The sequence below is a fragment of the Ruegeria sp. CDSA021 genome, from assembly GCF_059612325.1.
In genome coordinates this window covers 351,082-369,910 of sequence record NZ_JBXWQJ010000002.1, presented here as the reverse complement: position 1 = coordinate 369,910, position 18,829 = coordinate 351,082, and the positions used below count along the sequence as shown (strand labels likewise).

Annotated in this window: 17 protein-coding genes, 1 pseudogene and 1 riboswitch; of the genes and pseudogenes, 16 read left to right on the top strand and 2 right to left on the bottom strand. The window is 61.0% G+C overall.

Annotated elements, in window-relative coordinates; genetic code table 11:
• Positions 1-73 precede the first annotated feature (73 nt).
• Positions 74-1,036: pseudogene (locus tag AC2FLD_RS04040) on the bottom strand (NAD(P)-dependent oxidoreductase); the annotation flags it as partial.
• Positions 1,037-1,176: 140 nt separating this feature from the next.
• Positions 1,177-1,393, top strand: a riboswitch (cobalamin riboswitch).
• A 94-nt stretch (positions 1,394-1,487) separates the two neighbouring features.
• Between AC2FLD_RS04040 and AC2FLD_RS04035 the strand changes: the two are divergent.
• From AC2FLD_RS04035 to cobJ, 7 genes are read left to right on the top strand one after another with little or no spacing between them, the layout of a single operon-like run.
• Positions 1,488-1,862 (top strand): DUF1636 family protein, encoded by a 375-nt coding sequence (locus tag AC2FLD_RS04035; RefSeq protein WP_496667368.1) that lies wholly within the window; start codon positions 1,488-1,490, stop codon positions 1,860-1,862.
• A 1-nt stretch (position 1,863) separates the two neighbouring features.
• The gene (gene cobW, locus AC2FLD_RS04030; protein ID WP_496667369.1) at positions 1,864-2,919 is read left to right on the top strand and encodes a cobalamin biosynthesis protein CobW; all 1,056 of its coding nucleotides are present in this window, start codon (positions 1,864-1,866) and stop codon (positions 2,917-2,919) included.
• A 3-nt stretch (positions 2,920-2,922) separates the two neighbouring features.
• The gene (gene cobN / locus AC2FLD_RS04025; protein ID WP_496667370.1) at positions 2,923-6,216 is read left to right on the top strand and encodes a cobaltochelatase subunit CobN; all 3,294 of its coding nucleotides are present in this window, start codon (positions 2,923-2,925) and stop codon (positions 6,214-6,216) included.
• The gene (locus tag AC2FLD_RS04020) at positions 6,213-7,334 is read left to right on the top strand and encodes a ferredoxin-like domain-containing protein (protein WP_496667371.1); all 1,122 of its coding nucleotides are present in this window, start codon (positions 6,213-6,215) and stop codon (positions 7,332-7,334) included. Before cobN ends, AC2FLD_RS04020 begins: the two co-directional genes overlap by 4 nt.
• A complete protein-coding gene (locus AC2FLD_RS04015; protein WP_496667372.1) occupies positions 7,334-7,963 on the top strand; it encodes a precorrin-8X methylmutase in 630 nt (209 codons plus the stop codon). The genes AC2FLD_RS04020 and AC2FLD_RS04015 overlap by 1 nt, the downstream gene beginning before the upstream one ends.
• Positions 7,960-8,688 (top strand): precorrin-2 C(20)-methyltransferase, encoded by a 729-nt coding sequence (locus AC2FLD_RS04010; RefSeq protein ID WP_496667373.1) that lies wholly within the window; start codon positions 7,960-7,962, stop codon positions 8,686-8,688. The genes AC2FLD_RS04015 and AC2FLD_RS04010 overlap by 4 nt, the downstream gene beginning before the upstream one ends.
• A complete protein-coding gene (gene cobJ / locus AC2FLD_RS04005; protein WP_496667374.1) occupies positions 8,685-9,449 on the top strand; it encodes a precorrin-3B C(17)-methyltransferase in 765 nt (254 codons plus the stop codon). The genes AC2FLD_RS04010 and cobJ overlap by 4 nt, the downstream gene beginning before the upstream one ends.
• Here cobJ and AC2FLD_RS04000 read toward each other — a convergent pair.
• Positions 9,440-10,186, bottom strand: coding sequence for a cobalt-precorrin-6A reductase (locus tag AC2FLD_RS04000; protein ID WP_496667375.1), 747 nt, complete (start codon positions 10,184-10,186; stop codon positions 9,440-9,442). The genes cobJ and AC2FLD_RS04000 overlap by 10 nt on opposite strands.
• On the opposite strand from AC2FLD_RS04000, the gene cbiE reads away from it, so the two are divergent.
• The 9 genes from cbiE (at position 10,185) to AC2FLD_RS03955 (ending at position 18,734) form a co-directional block, all read left to right on the top strand.
• Positions 10,185-11,384, top strand: a complete 1,200-nt coding sequence (gene cbiE, locus AC2FLD_RS03995; protein WP_496667376.1) for a precorrin-6y C5,15-methyltransferase (decarboxylating) subunit CbiE — start codon at positions 10,185-10,187, stop codon at positions 11,382-11,384. The two genes, AC2FLD_RS04000 and cbiE, sit on opposite strands and share 2 nt — an antisense overlap.
• Positions 11,381-11,761 (top strand): cobalamin biosynthesis protein, encoded by a 381-nt coding sequence (locus AC2FLD_RS03990; RefSeq protein ID WP_496667377.1) that lies wholly within the window; start codon positions 11,381-11,383, stop codon positions 11,759-11,761. Before cbiE ends, AC2FLD_RS03990 begins: the two co-directional genes overlap by 4 nt.
• Positions 11,758-12,552, top strand: coding sequence for a precorrin-4 C(11)-methyltransferase (cobM, locus tag AC2FLD_RS03985; RefSeq protein WP_496667378.1), 795 nt, complete (start codon positions 11,758-11,760; stop codon positions 12,550-12,552). Before AC2FLD_RS03990 ends, cobM begins: the two co-directional genes overlap by 4 nt.
• Entirely contained in the window at positions 12,545-13,861 is a 1,317-nt protein-coding gene (locus AC2FLD_RS03980) for a cobyrinic acid a,c-diamide synthase CobB (RefSeq protein ID WP_496667379.1), read from the top strand. The genes cobM and AC2FLD_RS03980 overlap by 8 nt, the downstream gene beginning before the upstream one ends.
• Positions 13,858-14,586: a uroporphyrinogen-III C-methyltransferase gene (gene cobA / locus AC2FLD_RS03975; RefSeq protein ID WP_050603330.1), complete on the top strand. Its 729-nt coding sequence runs from the start codon at positions 13,858-13,860 to the stop codon at positions 14,584-14,586. Before AC2FLD_RS03980 ends, cobA begins: the two co-directional genes overlap by 4 nt.
• Positions 14,579-15,322: a precorrin-6A synthase (deacetylating) gene (cobF, locus tag AC2FLD_RS03970; protein ID WP_496667380.1), complete on the top strand. Its 744-nt coding sequence runs from the start codon at positions 14,579-14,581 to the stop codon at positions 15,320-15,322. The genes cobA and cobF overlap by 8 nt, the downstream gene beginning before the upstream one ends.
• An 83-nt stretch (positions 15,323-15,405) precedes the next feature.
• Entirely contained in the window at positions 15,406-15,864 is a 459-nt protein-coding gene (locus AC2FLD_RS03965; RefSeq protein ID WP_496667381.1) for a DUF302 domain-containing protein, read from the top strand.
• A gap of 79 nt (positions 15,865-15,943) precedes the next feature.
• Positions 15,944-17,563, top strand: coding sequence for a thiamine pyrophosphate-binding protein (locus tag AC2FLD_RS03960; RefSeq protein WP_496667382.1), 1,620 nt, complete (start codon positions 15,944-15,946; stop codon positions 17,561-17,563).
• A complete protein-coding gene (locus tag AC2FLD_RS03955) occupies positions 17,550-18,734 on the top strand; it encodes a CaiB/BaiF CoA transferase family protein (RefSeq protein ID WP_496667383.1) in 1,185 nt (394 codons plus the stop codon). The genes AC2FLD_RS03960 and AC2FLD_RS03955 overlap by 14 nt, the downstream gene beginning before the upstream one ends.
• Positions 18,735-18,829 lie beyond the last annotated feature (95 nt).

The following is an 18,829-nucleotide window of genomic DNA, read 5'->3' as shown; positions in this document are numbered from 1 at the left end:
GGATGGCAAAGGGTACTCGGTCTTGAACAATCGCAATACCGGGCGGCCCTTTGCCACCAATAACATCCGGCGTTCAGTGCCCGATCCGGTTTTGCGGGACGACCTCATACCCAGGCTCTTCGGGCTCATCATCCAGCATCTCGGGTGGAAATCCCGGCGCGCGGATGTCCAGACCGGTAGCCTCTTCCAATCGTTTGATGATGTTTGGCGACAACTCGCGTTCGCCATACCTTGCGATGGCGTCCTCGAAGATCTTGATCATGACCGGGTTCATCTCAAGCGGCACACCGGCGCGGTCCGCGACCTCCTGAAACAGACCTATATCCTTTTTCACCAAATCCATGGTGAACGAAATATCGCGGGATCCATTCAGGATGACCTGGCTTTCGGTTTCATGCACAAAGGACGTGCCAGAAGAGATTTTGATGGCCTCATAGGTCGTGCCCAGATCCATACCTGCTGCCTTGGCAGTCACCAGTGCTTCGGCACAGGTGATCAGATTGGCTGTGGCCAGATAGTTGGTCAGCACCTTCAGAACCGAGGCAGAGCCCAGTTCACCGGTGTGCAAAACACGCCGCCCCATGGTGGTCAGAAACGGTAGAATCCGTTCGAACGTTGCACGATCACATCCCGCGAAGATCGAGATATTGCCAGTGGCTGCCCGATGACACCCACCTGAAACCGGGCAATCCACCGCCGCGCCACCGCGTTCGATTACCTCAGCGCCCAGACGCTTGACCTCGGCTTCATCGGTGGTCGACATCTCCATCCAGATCTGGCCGGGGCCAACCTCCGGCAGCATCTCCTGCATCACGGCGTCCGAGGCTGCAGGCGACGGCAGGCAAGTGATGACCGCATCACAGTCCCGCATCAACTGAGCCGGACCCTCTGCTGCCTTTGCGCCTTGGGCGACAAACTCGGCCACCAGATCCGCGTTCAGATCATGCACCGTCAGATCAATACCATTTCGCAGCAAGGATCCTGACAGCTTGCCGCCGACATTTCCCAACCCGATAAATCCAACTTTCATATGTCGCCTCTCCCTGTTGGCATGTGCCCGTCATGCGATCACGGATTTATGCGACCATTCATGCCGCCCAACGACAACCGCAGGTCGCTTTTCGCATCCTTCCCCAGATGTTACGCGTAACGCGCTTGACAAGCGGGTCAGCGGTGCCGCATGTCCCTTTCGTTGGTGTCTGCAACAGCAGATGAAAAGGGAATGCGTCAACGGGTTGTCCGCCAAACGCAGCCGCCCCCGCGACCGTGACCGGAGAGGGTGCCCAATGCCACTGGCCAAGGCCGGGAAGGCGGGACATCCGACAGAGGACCCTTACGAACCGGGCCTCTGACATCCGCAAGCCGGGAGACCTGCCAGCACCCGAAGTTGAAACCGGGCGGGGTGTTCCGGTGTCGGGTCCATGTTGCAACACGTGGCCCGCTTGAAACCCCGTCCCCCGCGAAGAGGATTTGGGGGGATGAGAGATATGACTGAGACCGCACCGGTCGAGCTGCTGGTCTGTACGACCTGCCGCCGCGGTCAGGCTGTTGAGGATGATGCGCAGCGTCCCGGCACATTGCTGCACCAGGCCTTGGAACAGGCCGAATTGCCCGACGGCATTACCCTGAAACCCGTCGAGTGCCTTTCGAATTGCGATCAGGGCTGTTCCATAGTGCTGCGCGGTGGCCCGGATCGCTGGACCTTTGTTTATGAGAACTTGAATGAGGTTGATCATGTCGATGTCATCATCGACGGCATCACAAAGTATCTGGCCACCGAAGACGGCTTGGTCAAATGGCGCGAGCGCCCCGAACATTTCCGCAAAAACTGCGCCTCCCGCATTCCCCCGATTGGAGCCTGACATGTCGAACCTTGAAAAACTGCCCGTCACCGTGATCACCGGATTTCTGGGCTCGGGCAAGACGACACTGGTCAAACACCTGATGCAGAACCCACAGGGCAAGCGTCTGGCCGTGGTCGTCAACGAGTTCGGCGATGTGGGTGTCGATGGCGACATCCTGAAATCCTGTGCCATCCCGGACTGTCCGGCGGAAAACATCATGGAACTGGCAAACGGCTGCATCTGCTGCACCGTGGCCGACGATTTCATCCCAACCATCGAAGCCTTGATGGCGCTGGAGCCGCGCCCTGAGCATATCCTGATCGAAACCTCGGGCCTCGCTCTGCCCAAACCGTTACTCAAAGCCTTCGACTGGCCCGATATTCGCTCGAAGATCACCGTGGATGGCGTGATCGCTCTGGCCGATGCCGAGGCCGTCGCCGCCGGTCGGTTTGCACCGAATGTCGAAGCCGTGGATGCTCAGCGCATGGCCGACGACTCGATCGACCACGAAACGCCACTGTCCGAAGTGTTCGAGGATCAGATTTCCTGCGCCGACATCATCCTGCTGACGAAACCCGATCTGGCGGGCCCCGAGGGCGTGGCCAAGGCCAAAGAAGTCATCGCCGCCGAAGCGCCGCGCCCCCTGCCCGTGGTTGAGGTTGCCGAAGGCGTTGTGGATGTCCGCGTCGTGCTGGGCCTGGAAGCCGCTGCCGAGGATGACATGGATGCCCGCCCGTCGCATCACGACGGTCACCATGATCACGAACACGACGATTTTGAAAGCATCATCGTCGAACTGCCAGAACAGACCGACCCGGCCGCGCTGGTCACCAATATCGAACGCTTGGCGACCGAGCTGAACATCTTGCGCGTCAAGGGTTACGCTGCCGTCCAAGGCAAACCCATGCGCCTTCTCGTTCAAGCCGTCGGTGCGCGCGTTCGTCACCAGTATGACCGTCCGTGGGAACCGGGTGAAGAGCGCCGCTCGCGTCTGGTGGTCATTGCCGAGCATGACGACATCAAAGAGGCTGAAATCCGCGAGATCCTCGCGGGCGTCACCGAGGCCGCCGAGTAACCCATGCACGTCGTCTTCCGCGAAAGCCACGGGCTCGAGGAAACCGAGACCCCAACCGATCTGGGTCAAAGCCCGGCGGATCTGGTTGTCTTGTCCTTCTCGGACAGTGACCTCGGCGCATTCGCGGCGGGATGGCATCGCGGTGGCGGGCCCGAGGGGCGGATGCCGACGCTTCGACTGGCCAACCTGACGGCGCTCAAGCACCCTCTGTCCGTCGACACCTATGTCGAGCAGACGCTGGACGGCGCCAAGGGTATTCTGATCCGCTTGATTGGCGGCGTGCCTTACTGGTCGTACGGCTTGCAGCAGGTTCTGGCACTGGCGCAGGCCAAGGGCATCGCGCTAGCCGTGCTGCCAGCGGATGGGCGCGAGGATACGCGGCTGGATGACTATTCCACCCTGCCCGTTTCAACCCTGCGCCGTCTGGCCCATCTGTGCGACACCGGTGGTGAGGTCGCAGCGCAAGCCGCATTGGCACAGATGGCCTTGGCAGCCGGGCTTTATGCCGGGCCGGTGATGGGCGCGAAGACCTTGCCCGAATGCGGGGCATGGTGCCCGGATCGCGGCGTGATTCCAGCGGACACTGCGTTCGAAGGGGACGCGAAATGTATCGTCGTCACGTTTTATCGCGCCTATCTGACGTCGGCCGACACCGCCCCTGTCGCAGCTCTGATCCGCAGCTTGCGCGCGCGCGGGTTCGCGGCAGTGGGCCTGTACGCGCCGTCCCTCAAGGCACCTGCAGCAGCCGATTGGTTGCGCGAGACTCTTGGGACGTTGACCCCCGCTGCGATCATCAACGCCACGTCTTTTTCCGGCAAAGGTGCGTCGGGCACTTCCCCGCTGGACGCCGCCAACGTGCCGGTATTTCAGATCGCTCTGGCCACCTCGCGCCGCAAAGCCTGGGCTGAGGCGGAACGAGGCCTCTCGCCCGCTGACCTGGCAATGCATGTTGTATTGCCCGAGGTAGACGGACGAATTTCGGCGGGCATCGCCTCGTTCAAGGAACCAGGCAAACGCGACCCACATCTGGAATATTCCCGCTTCGCCCACCGGGCCGAGGCGGAACGGATCGAAGCCATCATCGACCGGGTGTCAGGCTGGCTGAGTCTGACCGACAAACCGAAGGCGGATCAGATCCCTGCGCTGGTGCTGTCGACCTATCCCGGCAAAGACTGGCAGATGGCCCATGCCGTGGGCCTGGACGCACTGGCCTCTGCCGAGGCAATGCTGTCCGACCTTCAAAACGAAGGCTATGAGACCGCACCAGCGGAACCAATTTCCGAGGCGTTGCCAGACGCCCGGATTTCCTGGCCGCTGGAAGAGTATTTGGGCGCTTTGGCCAAACTGCCGGAACAATTGCAAACCGACCTTCAAACGGTTTGGGGCAATTGCGAAGACGATCCCGCCTTCGATGATGGCGCGTTTCACTTTACAGCCCTGCGCCGGGGCAAAGCTCTGGTCGCTCTGCAGCCCGAACGCGGATCGCCCGAACTCCGCGATGACGACTACCACGACCTGTCGCGCACGCCGCGCCACGGCTATGTCGCGTTTTACTTGTGGCTGCGCAAAGGTCTGGGCGCAGATGCGCTGATCCATATCGGTGCCCACGGAACGCTGGAATGGTTGCCCGGAAAATCGGTTGCCTTATCCGCCGACTGCTGGCCCGAGGCGCTGATCCGCGACCTGCCGGTAATCTACCCCTTCATCGTCAACGACCCCGGCGAAGCTGCGCAGGCCAAGCGCCGGATCGGGGCCGTCACGCTGGGCCATATCCCGCCGCCGATGAAGGAAAGCGGTACACCGGACCGGATGGTGCGGTTGGAATCGCTGCTGGATGAATTCTCGAATGCAGACGGGCTTGACCCCAAACGCCGGGACCGTTTGCAAGAAGATATCCGGGACGAAGCGCAAGCCATCGGTCTGGAAAGCGATCTTGGCCTCGATCAGGCCACCTGCACCGCCGAGGCGATCACCCGGATCGACCGTTTTGTCTGTGACATCAAGGAAAGTCAGTTCGGAGACGGGCTGCATATCTTTGGCAGGGTGCCCGAGGTGACGGGCAATTTCGACCCGGCAGCATCTGCTCAAGCCGAACGTGGCGCTTTGATCGACGCGCTTGCGGGCAAGCGGATCGAAGCTGGCCCATCTGGTTCCCCCTATCGCGGGCGGTCGGATGTGCTGCCTACCGGACGGAACCTTTATACAACCGATCCACGCTCGGTTCCAACCCGCGCGGCCTATGCGCAGGGCGTCAAACTGGCTGAGGAGTTGGTACGCCGCCATCTGCAAGAAGAAGGCGAATACCCCAAAGGGCTGATTGTAGACCTGTGGGGCTCAGCCACCATGCGCACTGCGGGCGAAGAGTTCGCGATGGCGCTGCATCTGCTGGGCGTCAAACCGGTCTGGGACAAAGGGTCCGAGCGGGTTTCAGGCATCGAAGTCCTGCCGATCACCGAACTCAGCCGCCCACGTCTGGACGTTACATTGCGCGTTTCGGGCCTGTTCCGAGACGTGTTCCCAACCCTTTCGGCGCTTTTTGGTCAAGCCGTCCGTGCGCTTTCCGCGCGCGACGAAGCACCCGACTGGAACCCTTATGCAGGTCAGGATTCCTCGGCCCGCGTTTATGGCCCGGCACCTGGTAGTTATGGCGTCAACATGACCCAATTGTCCGAGGTCTATACCGAAGAAGCGCGCGCGCAGGCGGGCGAGGCATGGCTAGAGGCCAGTTCCTTCGCGCTGGAAGGCGAGCACATTGAGCAAGACAAGGACGGCATCACCCAGCGCGTTACCAATGCCGACAGCTTTGTTCACCTGCAGGATCTTACCGAGACCGACCTGCTGCTGGCCAATGACTATGCCACACATGAGGCCGGTTTTGCCGCAGCCAAAATGATCACGGGCGGCAGCGTGCAGCTTTACCATTTGGACAACACCAACCCCGAAACTCCCCGCGCCCGAACCCTGCCGGAAGAGATCAGCCGAGTCGTCCATGCCCGCGCCGCCAATCCCGGCTGGATCGCCGGGATGCAGCGGCATGGCTTCCGGGGCGCGGCTGAAATCGCCGCAACGCTGGATCACATGGCCTCGTTCGCGCATCTGTCCGGGACGGTCGCGCCGCACCTGTTCGACCTTTACCATGATGCCACATTGGGCAACGAAGAGGTGGACGCTTTCCTGCAAGAGGCCAACCCCAAAGCCCATCAAGCAATGCAGGACCGGTTCCGTGCGTTGCTTGAGGCCGGACTTTGGAACACCCGCCGTAACTCGATCCGGGCGGATCTGGAGGGTCTGACATGAGCGCGCCCGTTGTTCAGGGATGGTGCCCCGGTGCCCACCGCCCGATGATGTCCGGCGACGGGCTGGTCGTGCGGGTAAGGCCCCGGTTGGCACGGCTGGGGGCCGACCAAGCGCTGGGGCTGTGCGACCTTGCAGATCGGTTTGGAAACGGGTCGATCGATTTGACCAATCGGGCCAATCTGCAACTGCGGGGCGTGAAGGACTATGACCATCAGCCGCTGCTCAAGGAGCTTGCGACGCTGAACCTGCTGGATGCGGAGCCCGGCATTGAGGTGCGACGCAATATTCTGGTCACTCCGCTGTATCAGGCGGGCGATTTGACCGCGCGCCTGACGCAGGACCTGATTGACCGGCTGGCAGAGCTGCCCTCCCTGCCCGCCAAGTTCGGCTTTGCCGTCGACACCGGCCCCGCGCGGCTTTTGAGCGCGGATTCAGCGGATATTCGTCTGGAAACCGATGCTGACGGCCTGATCCTGCGTGCCGACGGCTGCGAAACCGGGCGACGTGTGACCGAGAGTGACGCGATTGACCACGTCATCGCTTTGGCACGGTGGTTTGCCAAGACCTACACGCCCGAGGCTCGCCGCATGGCGCGGGTCGTCGACGCGCTGCCGCAGGAATGGCAAGGAAACCCGCCCGGCCCTGTCGGCGCAAAATTGCAACCCGGCCCGTGTGAACTCGGCGCTCTGTACGGCGCGGCTTTTGGGTCGCTGCCGGCGCGCAAGCTTTATGATCTGATTGACGATAGCGGCGCGACTGCCCTGCGTGTCACCCCGTGGCGGCTGATCCTGCTGGAAGGCGGCGCGGCGATACCTGCCCCGGAGTTTGTCACGGATGGCACCGACCCGCTGATGACCACCGACGCCTGCCCCGGTGCCCCGTTCTGCCCGCAGGCTCAGGTGGAAACCCGCGACATCGCCCGCGCCTTGGCTTCGCACGTGCCCGGGCGCCTGCATGTCTCGGGCTGTGCCAAGGGATGTGCCCGGATGGGGGCCGCCGACATTACATTGGTGGGCGCAAACGGACGATTTGATCTTGTAAAACAGGGCCGCGCAGGGGATGAGCCCTGCCAGCGCGGGCTCGACCCCGAAACACTTATGACCATGGACTTCACCTGATGCCCTATGAATATGAAACCGATGGCGCGGCGATCTACAAGGAAAGCTTTGCCACCATCCGGTCCGAGGCTGATCTGGCCCGTTTTAAAGCTGATGAAGAGCAGGTCGCCGTTCGGATGATCCATGCCGCCGGGATGGTTGGGCTGGAAGAGTTCGTGCATTTCTCACCCGGCTTTGTGTCGGCTGCCCGCACGGCATTGGAAAACGGCGCGCCAATCCTGTGCGACGCGCGCATGGTCAGCGAAGGCGTCACCCGCTTCCGCCTGCCCGCCGATAACGAAGTGATCTGCACATTGCATGACGACCGCGTGCGCCCTTTGGCCGCCGAGATGAGCAACACACGTTCCGCCGCCGCGCTGGAACTGTGGCGTCCGCATCTGGAAGGCGCTCTGGTCGCCATTGGCAACGCGCCAACGGCCCTGTTCCATCTGCTAAACATGCTGGAAGACCCAAATTGCCCGCGCCCTGCAGCAATCATTGGCTGCCCGGTCGGCTTTGTTGGTGCCGTCGAATCCAAGGATGCGCTGTGGGAGGCCCAACCGGTGCCGTCCTGCATTGTCAAAGGTCGACTGGGCGGCAGTGCCATCACCGTGGCGGCCGTTAACGCCATCGCAAGCCGGGCAGAATGAGCATGGGTACCATATACGGTGTGGGCCTTGGCCCCGGCGATCCGGACCTGATGAGCGTTCGGGCGGATCGCCTGTTGCGCAACGCCAAGCATGTGGCCTTCTTCCGAAAGCCGGGCCGCAGCGGTCAGGCGCGTAAGATCGTAAACGGTATGATTCCTGAAGGCGCGGTTGAGTTTCCGATGGAATACCCGGTAACCACCGAGATTCCGGTCACGGATCCGCGCTACAACGAACTTTTGGCTGCGTTCTATGAAGATTGTACCGCCCATCTGAAAGCGCTGTCCGAGCAGGGCGAGGATGTTGTGGTTCTGTGCGAGGGCGATCCGTTCTTTTATGGTTCGTTCATGCATCTTTACAGCCGGTTGCGCGAACAGACCCCGGTCGAGGTTGTGCCCGCCATCACCGGCATGTCCGGTGCCTGGACCGCGACTGGTGACCCTATCACCTGGGGTGATGATGTCCTGACCGTGCTGGTTGGCACTTTGCCCGAAGACACTCTGGCCGAACGTATGGCGCAAACCGACGCGCTGGTCGTGATGAAGATCGGGCGCAACATCGACAAGGTGAAACGTGCTTTGAAGACCTCAGGTCTTTTTGACAGGGCGTGGATCGTCGAATTTGCGCAGATGCCCAACCAGACAGTGACCAAACTGTCAGAGGCCTGCGAAAAGATCACCCCGTATTTTTCGATCATCGTGGTGCATGGTCAGGGACGGCGTCCATGAGCGGTTGGGTCAAGATTGCAGGGCTGGGACCGGGTGATGCGGCACTGGTGACGCCCGAAGTCACGTCGGCGCTGGCCGAAGCCACCGATGTCGTGGGTTATATTCCTTATGTGGCGCGTGTGGCCGAACGCCCCGGCCTGACATTGCACGCAAGTGACAACCGGGTCGAAATCGACCGCTCGCAACACGCATTGCAAATGGCAGCCGACGGCAGGAAAGTTGTGGTGGTGTCTTCGGGTGATCCCGGTGTGTTTGCCATGGCCGCAGCCGTTTTCGAGGCAATAGAGAACGGCCCTGAGGAATGGCGTGATCTTCAGATTGATGTGCTGCCGGGGATCACTGCGATGCTGGCCGCGTCTGCCCGTGCGGGCGCTCCGATGGGGCATGATTTCTGCGCCATCAACCTCAGCGACAACCTCAAACCATGGGCTTTGATCGAAAAACGTCTGCGTCTGGCAGCGCAGGCCGATTTCTCGATGGCCTTTTACAATCCACGCTCGAAGTCTCGCCCCGAAGGGTTTGTAAAAACACTGGAAATCCTGCGCGAAGAATGTGAACCAGAGCGCCTGATTTTGTTCGCTCGCGCCGTGTCGCGGGCAGATGAAGCAATACGTATTTCGACACTTGCCGAAGCCACGCCTGAGATGGCCGATATGCAGACGGTGGTTATTGTGGGGTCATCCCGCACCCGTGTAATCGAACGCAACGGCGCACCAATCGTCTACACCCCGCGCTTTACCCCTGATAAGGATCAGGGATGAGACAGCCAGTCCAGAACCTGTGCGACACTCGAAAGCTCGGTCCGCTGCGGCAGAACCGGGCGGTCGATCATCAGCACGGGCAGGCCCAAGGCACGCGCCGCGTCCAACTTGGCCCGCGCGCCCGAGCCGCCTGCGTTTTTGGACACAACCAACTGCGTGCCGTGGCGCAGCATCAGCGCGCGGTCCTCAGCTTCGGTAAATGGCCCACGGGCAACGACAACTTCGGCATTCGGCAGGGGCTGGCTTTCGGGGTCGTCTACAAGGCGCAGCAGGTAATGATGCTGGGGCTGGGCGGCAAAGTCTTCAAGATGCATACGGCCAACGGCGAGGAACACGCGCTGGGCGTCGCCGGACAACGCGTCGACGGCCGCTGCAATGTCCGGGACGCGATGCCAGGTGTCGCCGGGCTGCAGCGTCCACGCCGCGCGGGTCAGAGCGGCCAGAGGCGTCTGCGTTGCCCGACACGCCTCAATCGCGTTCCGGCTCATCTGGGCCGCAAACGGGTGGGTCGCATCCACAACATGGGTAACGGCGTTTTTGCGGATGTACTCGGCCAAACCTTCCGAACCGCCGAAGCCGCCAACGCGCACTGGCAAAGGCTGCTGGCGTGGGCTTTCCACACGTCCGGCGTAGGAATACTCAGCCGCAACCCCTTGTTCCGCAACGGCTTTGGCCAAAGCGTTGGCCTCGGTCGTACCGCCAAGGATCAGCACATTGGGGATCAGGAGTTTGGACATGTCTGATGCTCCGTGGCTGACAGTTCTGGGACTGGGCGAAGATGGGCTTGATGGCCTGTCACCTGCAAGCCGTCAAGTGCTGGACCGGGCCGAAGTGATCATGGGGCCGTCGCGCCACCTATCGCTGCTGCCCGAAACCGGAGCAGATCGTATCGAATGGCCGGTGCCGTTTTCAGATGGCTTGCCGATCCTGCAAGGTTTGCGCGGAAAACAGACCGTTGTTCTGGCCTCGGGCGATCCGTTCTGGTTTGGCGCAGGTTCGGTCGTTGCGCGCAATTTCGATGCCGGAGAATGGACCGCCCTGCCCGGCCAATCCACCTTTTCGCTTGCCGCTGCCCGTCTGGGCTGGCCTTTGGAAAGTACGCTGACCTTCGGCCTGCACGCTGCCCCCCTGACCCGACTGCGGCCTCATCTGGCCCCGGGTCTGCGGGCGATCCTGTTGCTGCGCGACGGAAAGGCCGTGGCGGAACTGGCAACATACCTGACTGAAACCGGCTTTGCCGACTCGTCCCTTCATGTGATGCAGGCGCTCGGCGGTCCGCGCGAAAGCTCTCAGACCGTCACTCTGACCGAAGCCCTTCTGGGCACGTTCGACCATCCCGTCTGCGTTGGACTGGACGTAACCGGTGCAGGTCCCGCGCTGTCCAAAGCGTCTGGCAAACCGGACGACATTTTTGAAACCGACGGGCAGATCACCAAACGGCCCATCCGCGCCTTGACCCTTTCAACGCTTGCTCCTCAAAGGGGTGAGCATCTGTGGGATATCGGCGGCGGCACAGGTTCGATCAGCATCGAATGGCTGATGTGTGATCCGACCCTGTCAGCGACATGTTTCGAACCCCGCGCTGACCGGGCTGAGCGCATCCGCCGCAATGCCGATGCATTGGGGCAGGATCGTCTGAACGTCGTGCACGGAACCGCGCCAGAAGCGCTGTTCAACGAGGAGCTGCCGGATGTCGTTTTCATCGGTGGAGGGTTGAGTGCCAACCTGCTGTCCTGGCTGCGCGATGCGCTTCCCAAAGGCACGCGGCTTGTCGCCAATGCCGTCACATTGGAAAGCGAGGCCCTGCTAGCACGATGGCACGAAGATTTGGGCGGTGACCTTTTGCGAATCGAGCTTGCGCAATCTGCTCCTCTGGGACCAAGGCGTGGCTGGAAATCCGCCTACCCGGTTGTGCAGTGGAGCGTGACGCTATGATCGTCGCTGGCCTTGGATTCTCTTCTGCTGCAACAGCCGACAGCTTGCGTAAAGCATTTGAAGTAGCAACTGCGAACCATGATGTGACAGCCTTGGCAACCGTTGCCGACAAGGAAGGCCATTCTGCGCTGACATCCTTTGCAGAAGAGGTATCTCTGCCCTTGCATTTCGTTGCCGCAGCCGACCTGGCGGTTCAACGCACCCTCACCTGTTCGACCCGCAGCCGTGCCACCTATGGCACCGGAAGTGTGGCCGAAGCATCCGCATTGGCTGCCGCCGGAGAGCTTTTTGGCTCGGGCGCGCGGCTGCTCTCACCCAGACAAATTTCAGACGACCGGCTGGCGACCTGCGCCATAGCCATCGGAGGACAAACATGACCGTTCATTTTATCGGTGCCGGACCGGGCGCCGCCGACCTGTTGACGTTGCGCGGGCGCGATATCATCGCATCCTGCCCTGTCTGCCTCTATGCAGGTTCGCTGGTCCCGGAAGAGATCCTGGGCCATTGCCCCGAGGACGCAAAGATCGTGAACACCGCGCCCATGGACCTGGACCAGATCATGGCCGAGATCGACGCTGCGCACAAAGCGGGTCAGGACGTGGCGCGCCTGCATTCCGGCGACTTGTCGGTCTGGTCGGCGATGGGTGAACAAATCCGCCGCCTGAAACAGATGGGCATCCCTGTCAGCGTGACCCCCGGCGTGCCGTCCTTTGCCGCGGCCGCTGCGGCTTTGGGTACTGAACTGACCCTGCCCGGACTCGCTCAATCCGTCGTTCTGACCCGGACACCGGGGCGCGCATCGACGATGCCCGAGGGCGAGACGCTGGAGAACTTCGCCCGTACTGGAGCGACTCTCGCCATCCACCTGTCGATCGGCAATCTGGACAAGGTCATCGCCGATCTTACTCCGGCCTATGGTGCAGATTGTCCCGTGGCCGTGGTCTACCGCGCCAGCTGGCCGGATGAACGGATCATCCGCGCGACGCTGGCAACGCTGAAGGACTCGCTGGACGAAAGCATCGCGCGCACCGCATTGATCATGGTGGGTCCGGCCTTGGCTGGTGAAGGCTTCGATGAAAGCTGCCTGTATTCCAAGGATTATGATCGCCGCTATCGCCCGCAAAGCACCGACAGCCCGTGGTCCAGCTGGAGTCACGGTGATGACTAACCCCCCAGGCATTCTGATTTCGGCCCCATCGTCAGGCACCGGCAAAACAACGGTCATGCTGGGCCTTTTGCGCGCGTTGGCCGAAGACGGCTTGACCGTGCAGCCATTCAAGAGCGGCCCGGACTACATCGACCCGGCGTTCCATCGAGCGGCGGCAGGGCGAGCCTCGTTCAATCTCGACAGCTGGGCGATGGGCGATCCGCTGTTAAACGCGATCTCTGCTCAGGCCGAAGGTGCAGATATCGTTGTGGCCGAAGGCTCGATGGGTCTGTTCGACGGTGTCGCCAAACCCGGAGAGCTGGGCCATGGGTCGAGCGCCGAGACTGCTGCACGGATGGGGTGGCCTGTGGTGCTGGTTCTGGATGTGGGCGGTCAGGCTCAATCCGCAGCGGCCACGGCATTGGGGTTCAAGATGTACAACCCCGATCTGCCCTTTGCCGGAGTAATCCTGAACCGCTGCGCAAGCCCCCGGCACGAGCGTTTGACCCGGCTAGGGATGGAACGCGCAGGACTGCCGGTGCTGGGCGTGCTGCCCCGTCGTGGTGATCTGACCCTGCCCGAGCGGCATTTGGGATTGATCCAAGCTGTCGAACACCCTGATCTGGAAAGCGCTATTGTGGGTTATGCCGCGTTTCTGCGCGAACATGTGGATCTGGATGCGATCAAACAGGCGGCTTCCTCGGGCCCTGTTGGGCCGTCGTCAACCGCGCTGCCGCCGCCCCCGGCTCAACGGATAGCACTGGCTCGGGACGCAGCGTTTTCGTTCACCTATCCGCATTTGCTGGAAGGCTGGCGCTCAGCCGGGGCCGAGATCATGCCCTTCTCGCCACTGGCCGATGAAGCCCCTGCGGCAGATGCCGATCTGGTCTGGCTTCCAGGTGGTTATCCCGAACTGCACGCCGGCACATTGGCCGCTGCGAACACGTTCCTCACGGGTCTGCGCAAACATGCAGAGACAAAGCCGGTGCACGGAGAATGCGGTGGGTATATGACGCTCGGGACTGCGCTGATCGACAAGGATGGCGTGCAGCATGAAATGGCGGGTTTGCTGGGACTGGTGACGTCTTATCAAAAACGAAAGTTCAACCTGGGCTATCGCAAAGCCGAGCTTCTTGCCCCTATGCCCGGATTTGCCGAAGGCGCTGCGCTGCGCGGGCATGAGTTCCACTATTCTTCAATCGTGGACCAACCTGATGCACCGCTTGCGCGTGTGTTTGATGCAGAAGGCGCAGAAGGCCCGCAGACCGGCTCGGTGCGCGGCAATGTCACCGGCACATTCTTTCACCTGATCGCTGAGGCCTCGGCATGAGCGGCTTTGTTTCTTTCATCGGCTCGGGCCCCGGCGATCCGGACCTGCTGACGCTGAAGGCCGTAGACCGATTGCAAAAAGCCGACGCCGTTCTTTTCGACGACCTGAGCAGCGGGCCAATCCTGAGCCACGCGCGCGAGGACGCGGATCTTGTGGGCGTGGGTAAACGGGCCGGTCGCCCCTCGCCCAAGCAGGACCATGTCAGCCGGTTGCTGGTGGACTATGCACAGACTGGCCAACATGTGGTACGACTGAAATCTGGCGATGGCGGCATGTTCGGGCGTTTGGAAGAAGAACTTGTGGCCCTTCGCGAAGCTGGAATTGAATATGAAATCATTCCGGGCATCCCATCTGCCATTGCGGCGGCAGCGGCGGCTGGTATTCCGCTCACCCGCCGTCTGACCGCGCGGCGGGTTCAGTTTGTCACCGGTCATGACGTCAGCGGTGAACTGCCTGACGATCTGAACCTGGCTGCTTTGGCCGACTCTCAAGCGACCACCGTGGTGTTCATGGGCAAGCGCACTTTCCCGCTGCTGGTCGATGCGCTGAACGCCCATGGCCTGCCGCTGGACACTCCGGCTTTGATGGCAGAATCCGTTTCGACCCCGGATCAAAAGCTGCATCGCGCCACCATCGGCGCTTTGGCGGAGCAGTTGAAATCTGAGATCGGCAAAGCCCCGGCCTTGATCCTTTATGGTCCGCTGGCGGAGTTCGAAGATGATTGATCTGAGCCTGATCGGCATCGGTACCGGTAACCCGGAGCATGTGACCTTTCAGGGTGCGCAGGCCATCCGGGCGGCGGATCTGATCCTGATCCCGCGCAAGGGCGAAAACAAGGCTGATCTGGCCGGTCTGCGCGAAGAGATCATTGCGCAGGTGGCAAACACCCCGCCGCAGATCGCTTATTTCGACATCCCTACGCGACGAGCGGATGACGGCTATCTTCGCGGTGTTGACGACTGGCACGACGCCATTGCCCTGCGCTGGCAGGAGGTGGTGAACGCCCACCCGGAGGCACGGACCGTAGCGCTGCTGATCTGGGGGGATCCGTCGCTTTATGACAGTTCGCTGCGCATCGCGGCACGGCTGGACCCCAAGCCCAACACAAAAGTGATCCCCGGTATTACTGCCCTGCAGGCTTTGACAGCTGCCCACGCGATCCCGATCAATGATCTGGGTGCGCCCTACGTTGTAACAACCGGGCGTCGTATCCGGGATGAAGGATGGCCTGAAACCGCCTCGAAAGTCGCCGTAATGCTGGATGGAGAATGCTCATTCCAATCCCTTGAAATGGCGGATTTTGACATCTGGTGGGGGGCCTATGTGGGTATGAAGGAAGAACTGCTGATCAGCGGCCCTCTGGATCAGGTCACCCAGCAAATCCTGGACACCCGCGCCAAAGCCCGAGCGGATCATGGCTGGATCATGGATATTTATCTGTTGAAAAAGCGCGCTTCGTAATTGCGCCCAGCACACGGGTTTGTGATCGCGCGATACGTTCAGGTCTGGCACACAGGTCTCAGCTAGAAATCGGAGATGTGTTGATGAAAACTTTCATCCCTCTGCTCGCCCTGATCGCTTTGCCTGTCTGGGCGCAAGACGCCCTTGAAGGCTGGGCGGTGCATCCGACAGACAAACCTTATGCCGAACTGGTCGACGCCACCAAGGCCGCAATCAAGGAAAACGGGTTGATCGTCGTGACACAGGCCGGTCCCACCAAGGCTGCTGCCGCGCGCGGGATCACCATACCGGGCAACCGGGTGATTGGGGCCTTCAACAATGATTACGCGGTGCGGGTGCTCGATACATCGACCAATGCGATGATCGAAGCGCCGATCCGCTTATATGTCACCGAAAATGAGGACGGAACCGCCACCCTGTCCTACAAAACTCCCAGCTTTGTTTTTTCGCCATATGCATCGGAAGGTGGGCAAGCCTTGCTGAATATCGCCACAGAACTTGACACAAAGTTTCAATCTGTCGCCGAAGACGCAGTCAAATAGTCACACTGGCGTGAACCGCCTTGCGTCCAGGGGCGTCCTCCGCAATCTGCTTCGAAACGGTTATTTCGGAGCATGACTGATGCAGGACCCCTCGCCCCGCGCCGCGGATCTTCTGGCCCAACGCCTGTATGAAGCGGGGTGCCGCCACGCTTTCGGAATGCCCGGGGGTGAGGTTCTGACGTTGGTGGATGCGCTGGAAAAGGCGGGGATTACCTTTCATCTGACCAAGCATGAGAACTCTGCCGGGTTCATGGCCGAGGCAGTGCATCACCGCGATGGGGCACCAGCGATTTTGGTGGCCACGCTAGGCCCGGGCGCAATGAATGGAATCAATGTGGTGGCGAACGCGTTGCAGGACCGGGTGCCGATGATCGTTCTGACCGGATGTGTCGACGCGGACGAGGCGCTGACCTATACGCATCAGGTTATGGACCACAGCCGGGTCTATCGCTCGATCACCAAAGGGACCTTCACGTTGACCGCCAAGGGCGCGGATGTTGTCGCCGACAAGGCGGTGTCTCTGGCCATGCAGCCACGCCCCGGCCCGGTTCATGTCGATGTACCAATCTCGGTTGCAGATACGCCTGTGACCGGCGTGAAACACCGCCGCCTTGCAAAGGTCGCACCCGTAAGCCCTGGGGGTGAGTGTCTGGAAAAAGCCCGCCGGTGGGTGGCCGAGGCCAAGCGCCCTGTCGCCATAATCGGGTTGGATGTCCTCTATGACGACTCGCGCAGTGTGGTGCAGGCGTTCGTGGAGCATTTTGGCATTCCGTTTGTGACCACTTACAAAGCCAAAGGCGTGGTGCCTGAAGATCATTCCCTGTGTCTGGGCGCGGCCGGTCTGTCGCCGCTGGCCGACAAACATCTGATTCCTTTGATCGAACAGGCCGACCTGGTGTTGTGCCTGGGCTATGATCCTATCGAAATGCGCCCCGGCTGGCGCGAAATCTGGGATCCCGAGGATAAGCGCGTCATCGATATCTCTGCCGTCGTCAATGATCACTATATGCATCAGGCGGGTTTGAACCTTGTTGCAGATACGGGCGAAACGCTGGAAGCCATCGCAAAGGGCAACCCTGCCCATACGACTTGGCCAAGTGGCGAACCCTCGCATGTCAAAGCTGCTCTGGCAGAGGCTTTTCCCAGTGATGAAGACTGGGGACCTGCGGCTGTCATCGCCGAAACCCGGGCGGTTCTGCCGCCAGAAACGCTGGCAACAGCTGACAGCGGCGCGCATCGTATCTTGTTGAGCCAGATGTGGGAGTGCAGCGAAGAACGCGGGCTGATCCAGTCTTCGGCGCTGTGTACTATGGGCTGCGCGGTTCCGATGGCCATTGGTCTGAAACTGGCCGAACCCCAGCGCCCGGCCATCAGCTTCTCAGGCGACGCCGGGTTTCTGATGGTGGCCGGGGAATTGTCGACTGCAGCCGAAATGGGCGGCAACCCGATTTTTCTGGTCTTCGTGGACGCAAGCCTTGCCTTGATCGAGCTGAAACAACGCCAGCGACAGATGAGCAACAAGGGCGTGGACTTTGGCCATCATGATTTCGCGGCCATGGGCCGGGCCTTTGGCGGAAACGGCCACACAGTCCGCAACCGGGCCGAGTTGCGCGCAGCGCTGGAAGCTGCTGTAAAAGCCGAGACATTTACCGTCATTGCTGCTGAAATTGAGCGTGGAGGCTATGATGGCCGCATCTGAAGGCCCCCTGAAGGGCGTCAAGGTTCTGGATCTTAGCCGCATTTTGGCAGGACCCACCTGCACGCAATTGCTGGGTGATCTGGGCGCAAGCGTCATCAAGATCGAAAATCCCGCTACCGGCGGCGACGACACTCGGCAATGGGGCCCACCCTATGTGACGGATACCGAGGGCAACCGCTCGGACCTGAGTGCCTATTTCATGTCGGCCAACCGCAACAAGAAATCCGTCACGCTGGATATCGCCACGGCTGAAGGTCAGGCTGAGATTCGGCGACTGGCGTCACACGCGGATATCCTGATCGAGAACTTCAAACCCGGTGGGCTTGCGAAGTTCGGGCTGGATTATGCCACCCTGTCGCAAGAGTTTCCCAGTTTGGTCTACTGCTCGATCTCGGGCTATGGCCAGACCGGGCCCAATTCCAGCAAGCCCGGCTATGACCTGATGGCGCAGGGCTATGGCGGGATCATGTCTTTGACCGGCGATCCCGAGGGCGCGCCGATGAAAGTGGGTGTTGGCATCGCAGATGTGATGTGCGGGATGTACGCGAGCGTCGGTATTCTTGCCGCACTTCGCCACCGTGACCTGACCGGTGAGGGCCAGCAAATCGATCTGGCGCTGGTGGATGCCCAGATTGCCTGGCTGATCAATGAAGGCGTGAACTATCTGACCTCGGGCAGTGTCCCGCAGCGACGCGGCAACGGGCACCCGAATATCGTACCTTATGATGTGTATGAAACCGCCGACGGGCACGTGATTCTCGCGGTCGGAAATGACAGTCAGTTCAGAAAGCTTTGCAGTTTCATCAATAATCCCAAGCTGGCCGACGACCCCAGGTTTGCGACCAATCCAGCCCGACTGGAGCATCGGGACGCGCTGAACGCCACTTTGCGACCTGCAGTGCAAGCATTGGACACGCAGACCGTTATTTCTGGTCTCGAGGCGGTCAAAGTTCCCGTTGGCCCGGTTCAGACGCTTGATCAGGTGTTTGACACCGAACAGGTAGCCGCACGACAGATGCAGATCGCAATGCAGGCCCAGCCGGGTCAGGTCAACCTGATCGGGAATCCCCTGAACCTGTCGAGGACGCCTGTAACATATCGCAGCGCCCCTCCGGTCTGCGGGGCGGATACCGAGGCCGTTCTGAGCGCTGAAAACCCGTTCGAGGATTGAAATACTTGCACATTTAGGCGGCAAGTTGCTGAAACATGCCCTTGAATCGGCGGTTTTTTTCGTCTTTTACACACACGTCATTTCACCAATTCGAG

Coding starts and splice junctions, on each gene's coding strand:
- AC2FLD_RS03990 (WP_496667377.1), top strand. CDS start 11,381: ATGATCGTCGCTGGCCTTGGATTCTCTTCTGCTGCAACAGCCGACAGC.
- cobA (WP_050603330.1), top strand. CDS start 13,858: ATGAGCGGCTTTGTTTCTTTCATCGGCTCGGGCCCCGGCGATCCGGAC.
- AC2FLD_RS03960 (WP_496667382.1), top strand. CDS start 15,944: ATGCAGGACCCCTCGCCCCGCGCCGCGGATCTTCTGGCCCAACGCCTG.
- cbiE (WP_496667376.1), top strand. CDS start 10,185: ATGTCTGATGCTCCGTGGCTGACAGTTCTGGGACTGGGCGAAGATGGG.
- AC2FLD_RS04000 (WP_496667375.1), bottom strand. CDS start 10,186: ATGTCCAAACTCCTGATCCCCAATGTGCTGATCCTTGGCGGTACGACC.
- AC2FLD_RS04010 (WP_496667373.1), top strand. CDS start 7,960: ATGAGCATGGGTACCATATACGGTGTGGGCCTTGGCCCCGGCGATCCG.
- cobJ (WP_496667374.1), top strand. CDS start 8,685: ATGAGCGGTTGGGTCAAGATTGCAGGGCTGGGACCGGGTGATGCGGCA.
- AC2FLD_RS04020 (WP_496667371.1), top strand. CDS start 6,213: ATGAGCGCGCCCGTTGTTCAGGGATGGTGCCCCGGTGCCCACCGCCCG.
- cobF (WP_496667380.1), top strand. CDS start 14,579: ATGATTGATCTGAGCCTGATCGGCATCGGTACCGGTAACCCGGAGCAT.
- AC2FLD_RS04035 (WP_496667368.1), top strand. CDS start 1,488: ATGACTGAGACCGCACCGGTCGAGCTGCTGGTCTGTACGACCTGCCGC.
- AC2FLD_RS03955 (WP_496667383.1), top strand. CDS start 17,550: ATGGCCGCATCTGAAGGCCCCCTGAAGGGCGTCAAGGTTCTGGATCTT.
- AC2FLD_RS03965 (WP_496667381.1), top strand. CDS start 15,406: ATGAAAACTTTCATCCCTCTGCTCGCCCTGATCGCTTTGCCTGTCTGG.
- AC2FLD_RS03980 (WP_496667379.1), top strand. CDS start 12,545: ATGACTAACCCCCCAGGCATTCTGATTTCGGCCCCATCGTCAGGCACC.
- cobN (WP_496667370.1), top strand. CDS start 2,923: ATGCACGTCGTCTTCCGCGAAAGCCACGGGCTCGAGGAAACCGAGACC.
- AC2FLD_RS04015 (WP_496667372.1), top strand. CDS start 7,334: ATGCCCTATGAATATGAAACCGATGGCGCGGCGATCTACAAGGAAAGC.
- cobM (WP_496667378.1), top strand. CDS start 11,758: ATGACCGTTCATTTTATCGGTGCCGGACCGGGCGCCGCCGACCTGTTG.
- cobW (WP_496667369.1), top strand. CDS start 1,864: ATGTCGAACCTTGAAAAACTGCCCGTCACCGTGATCACCGGATTTCTG.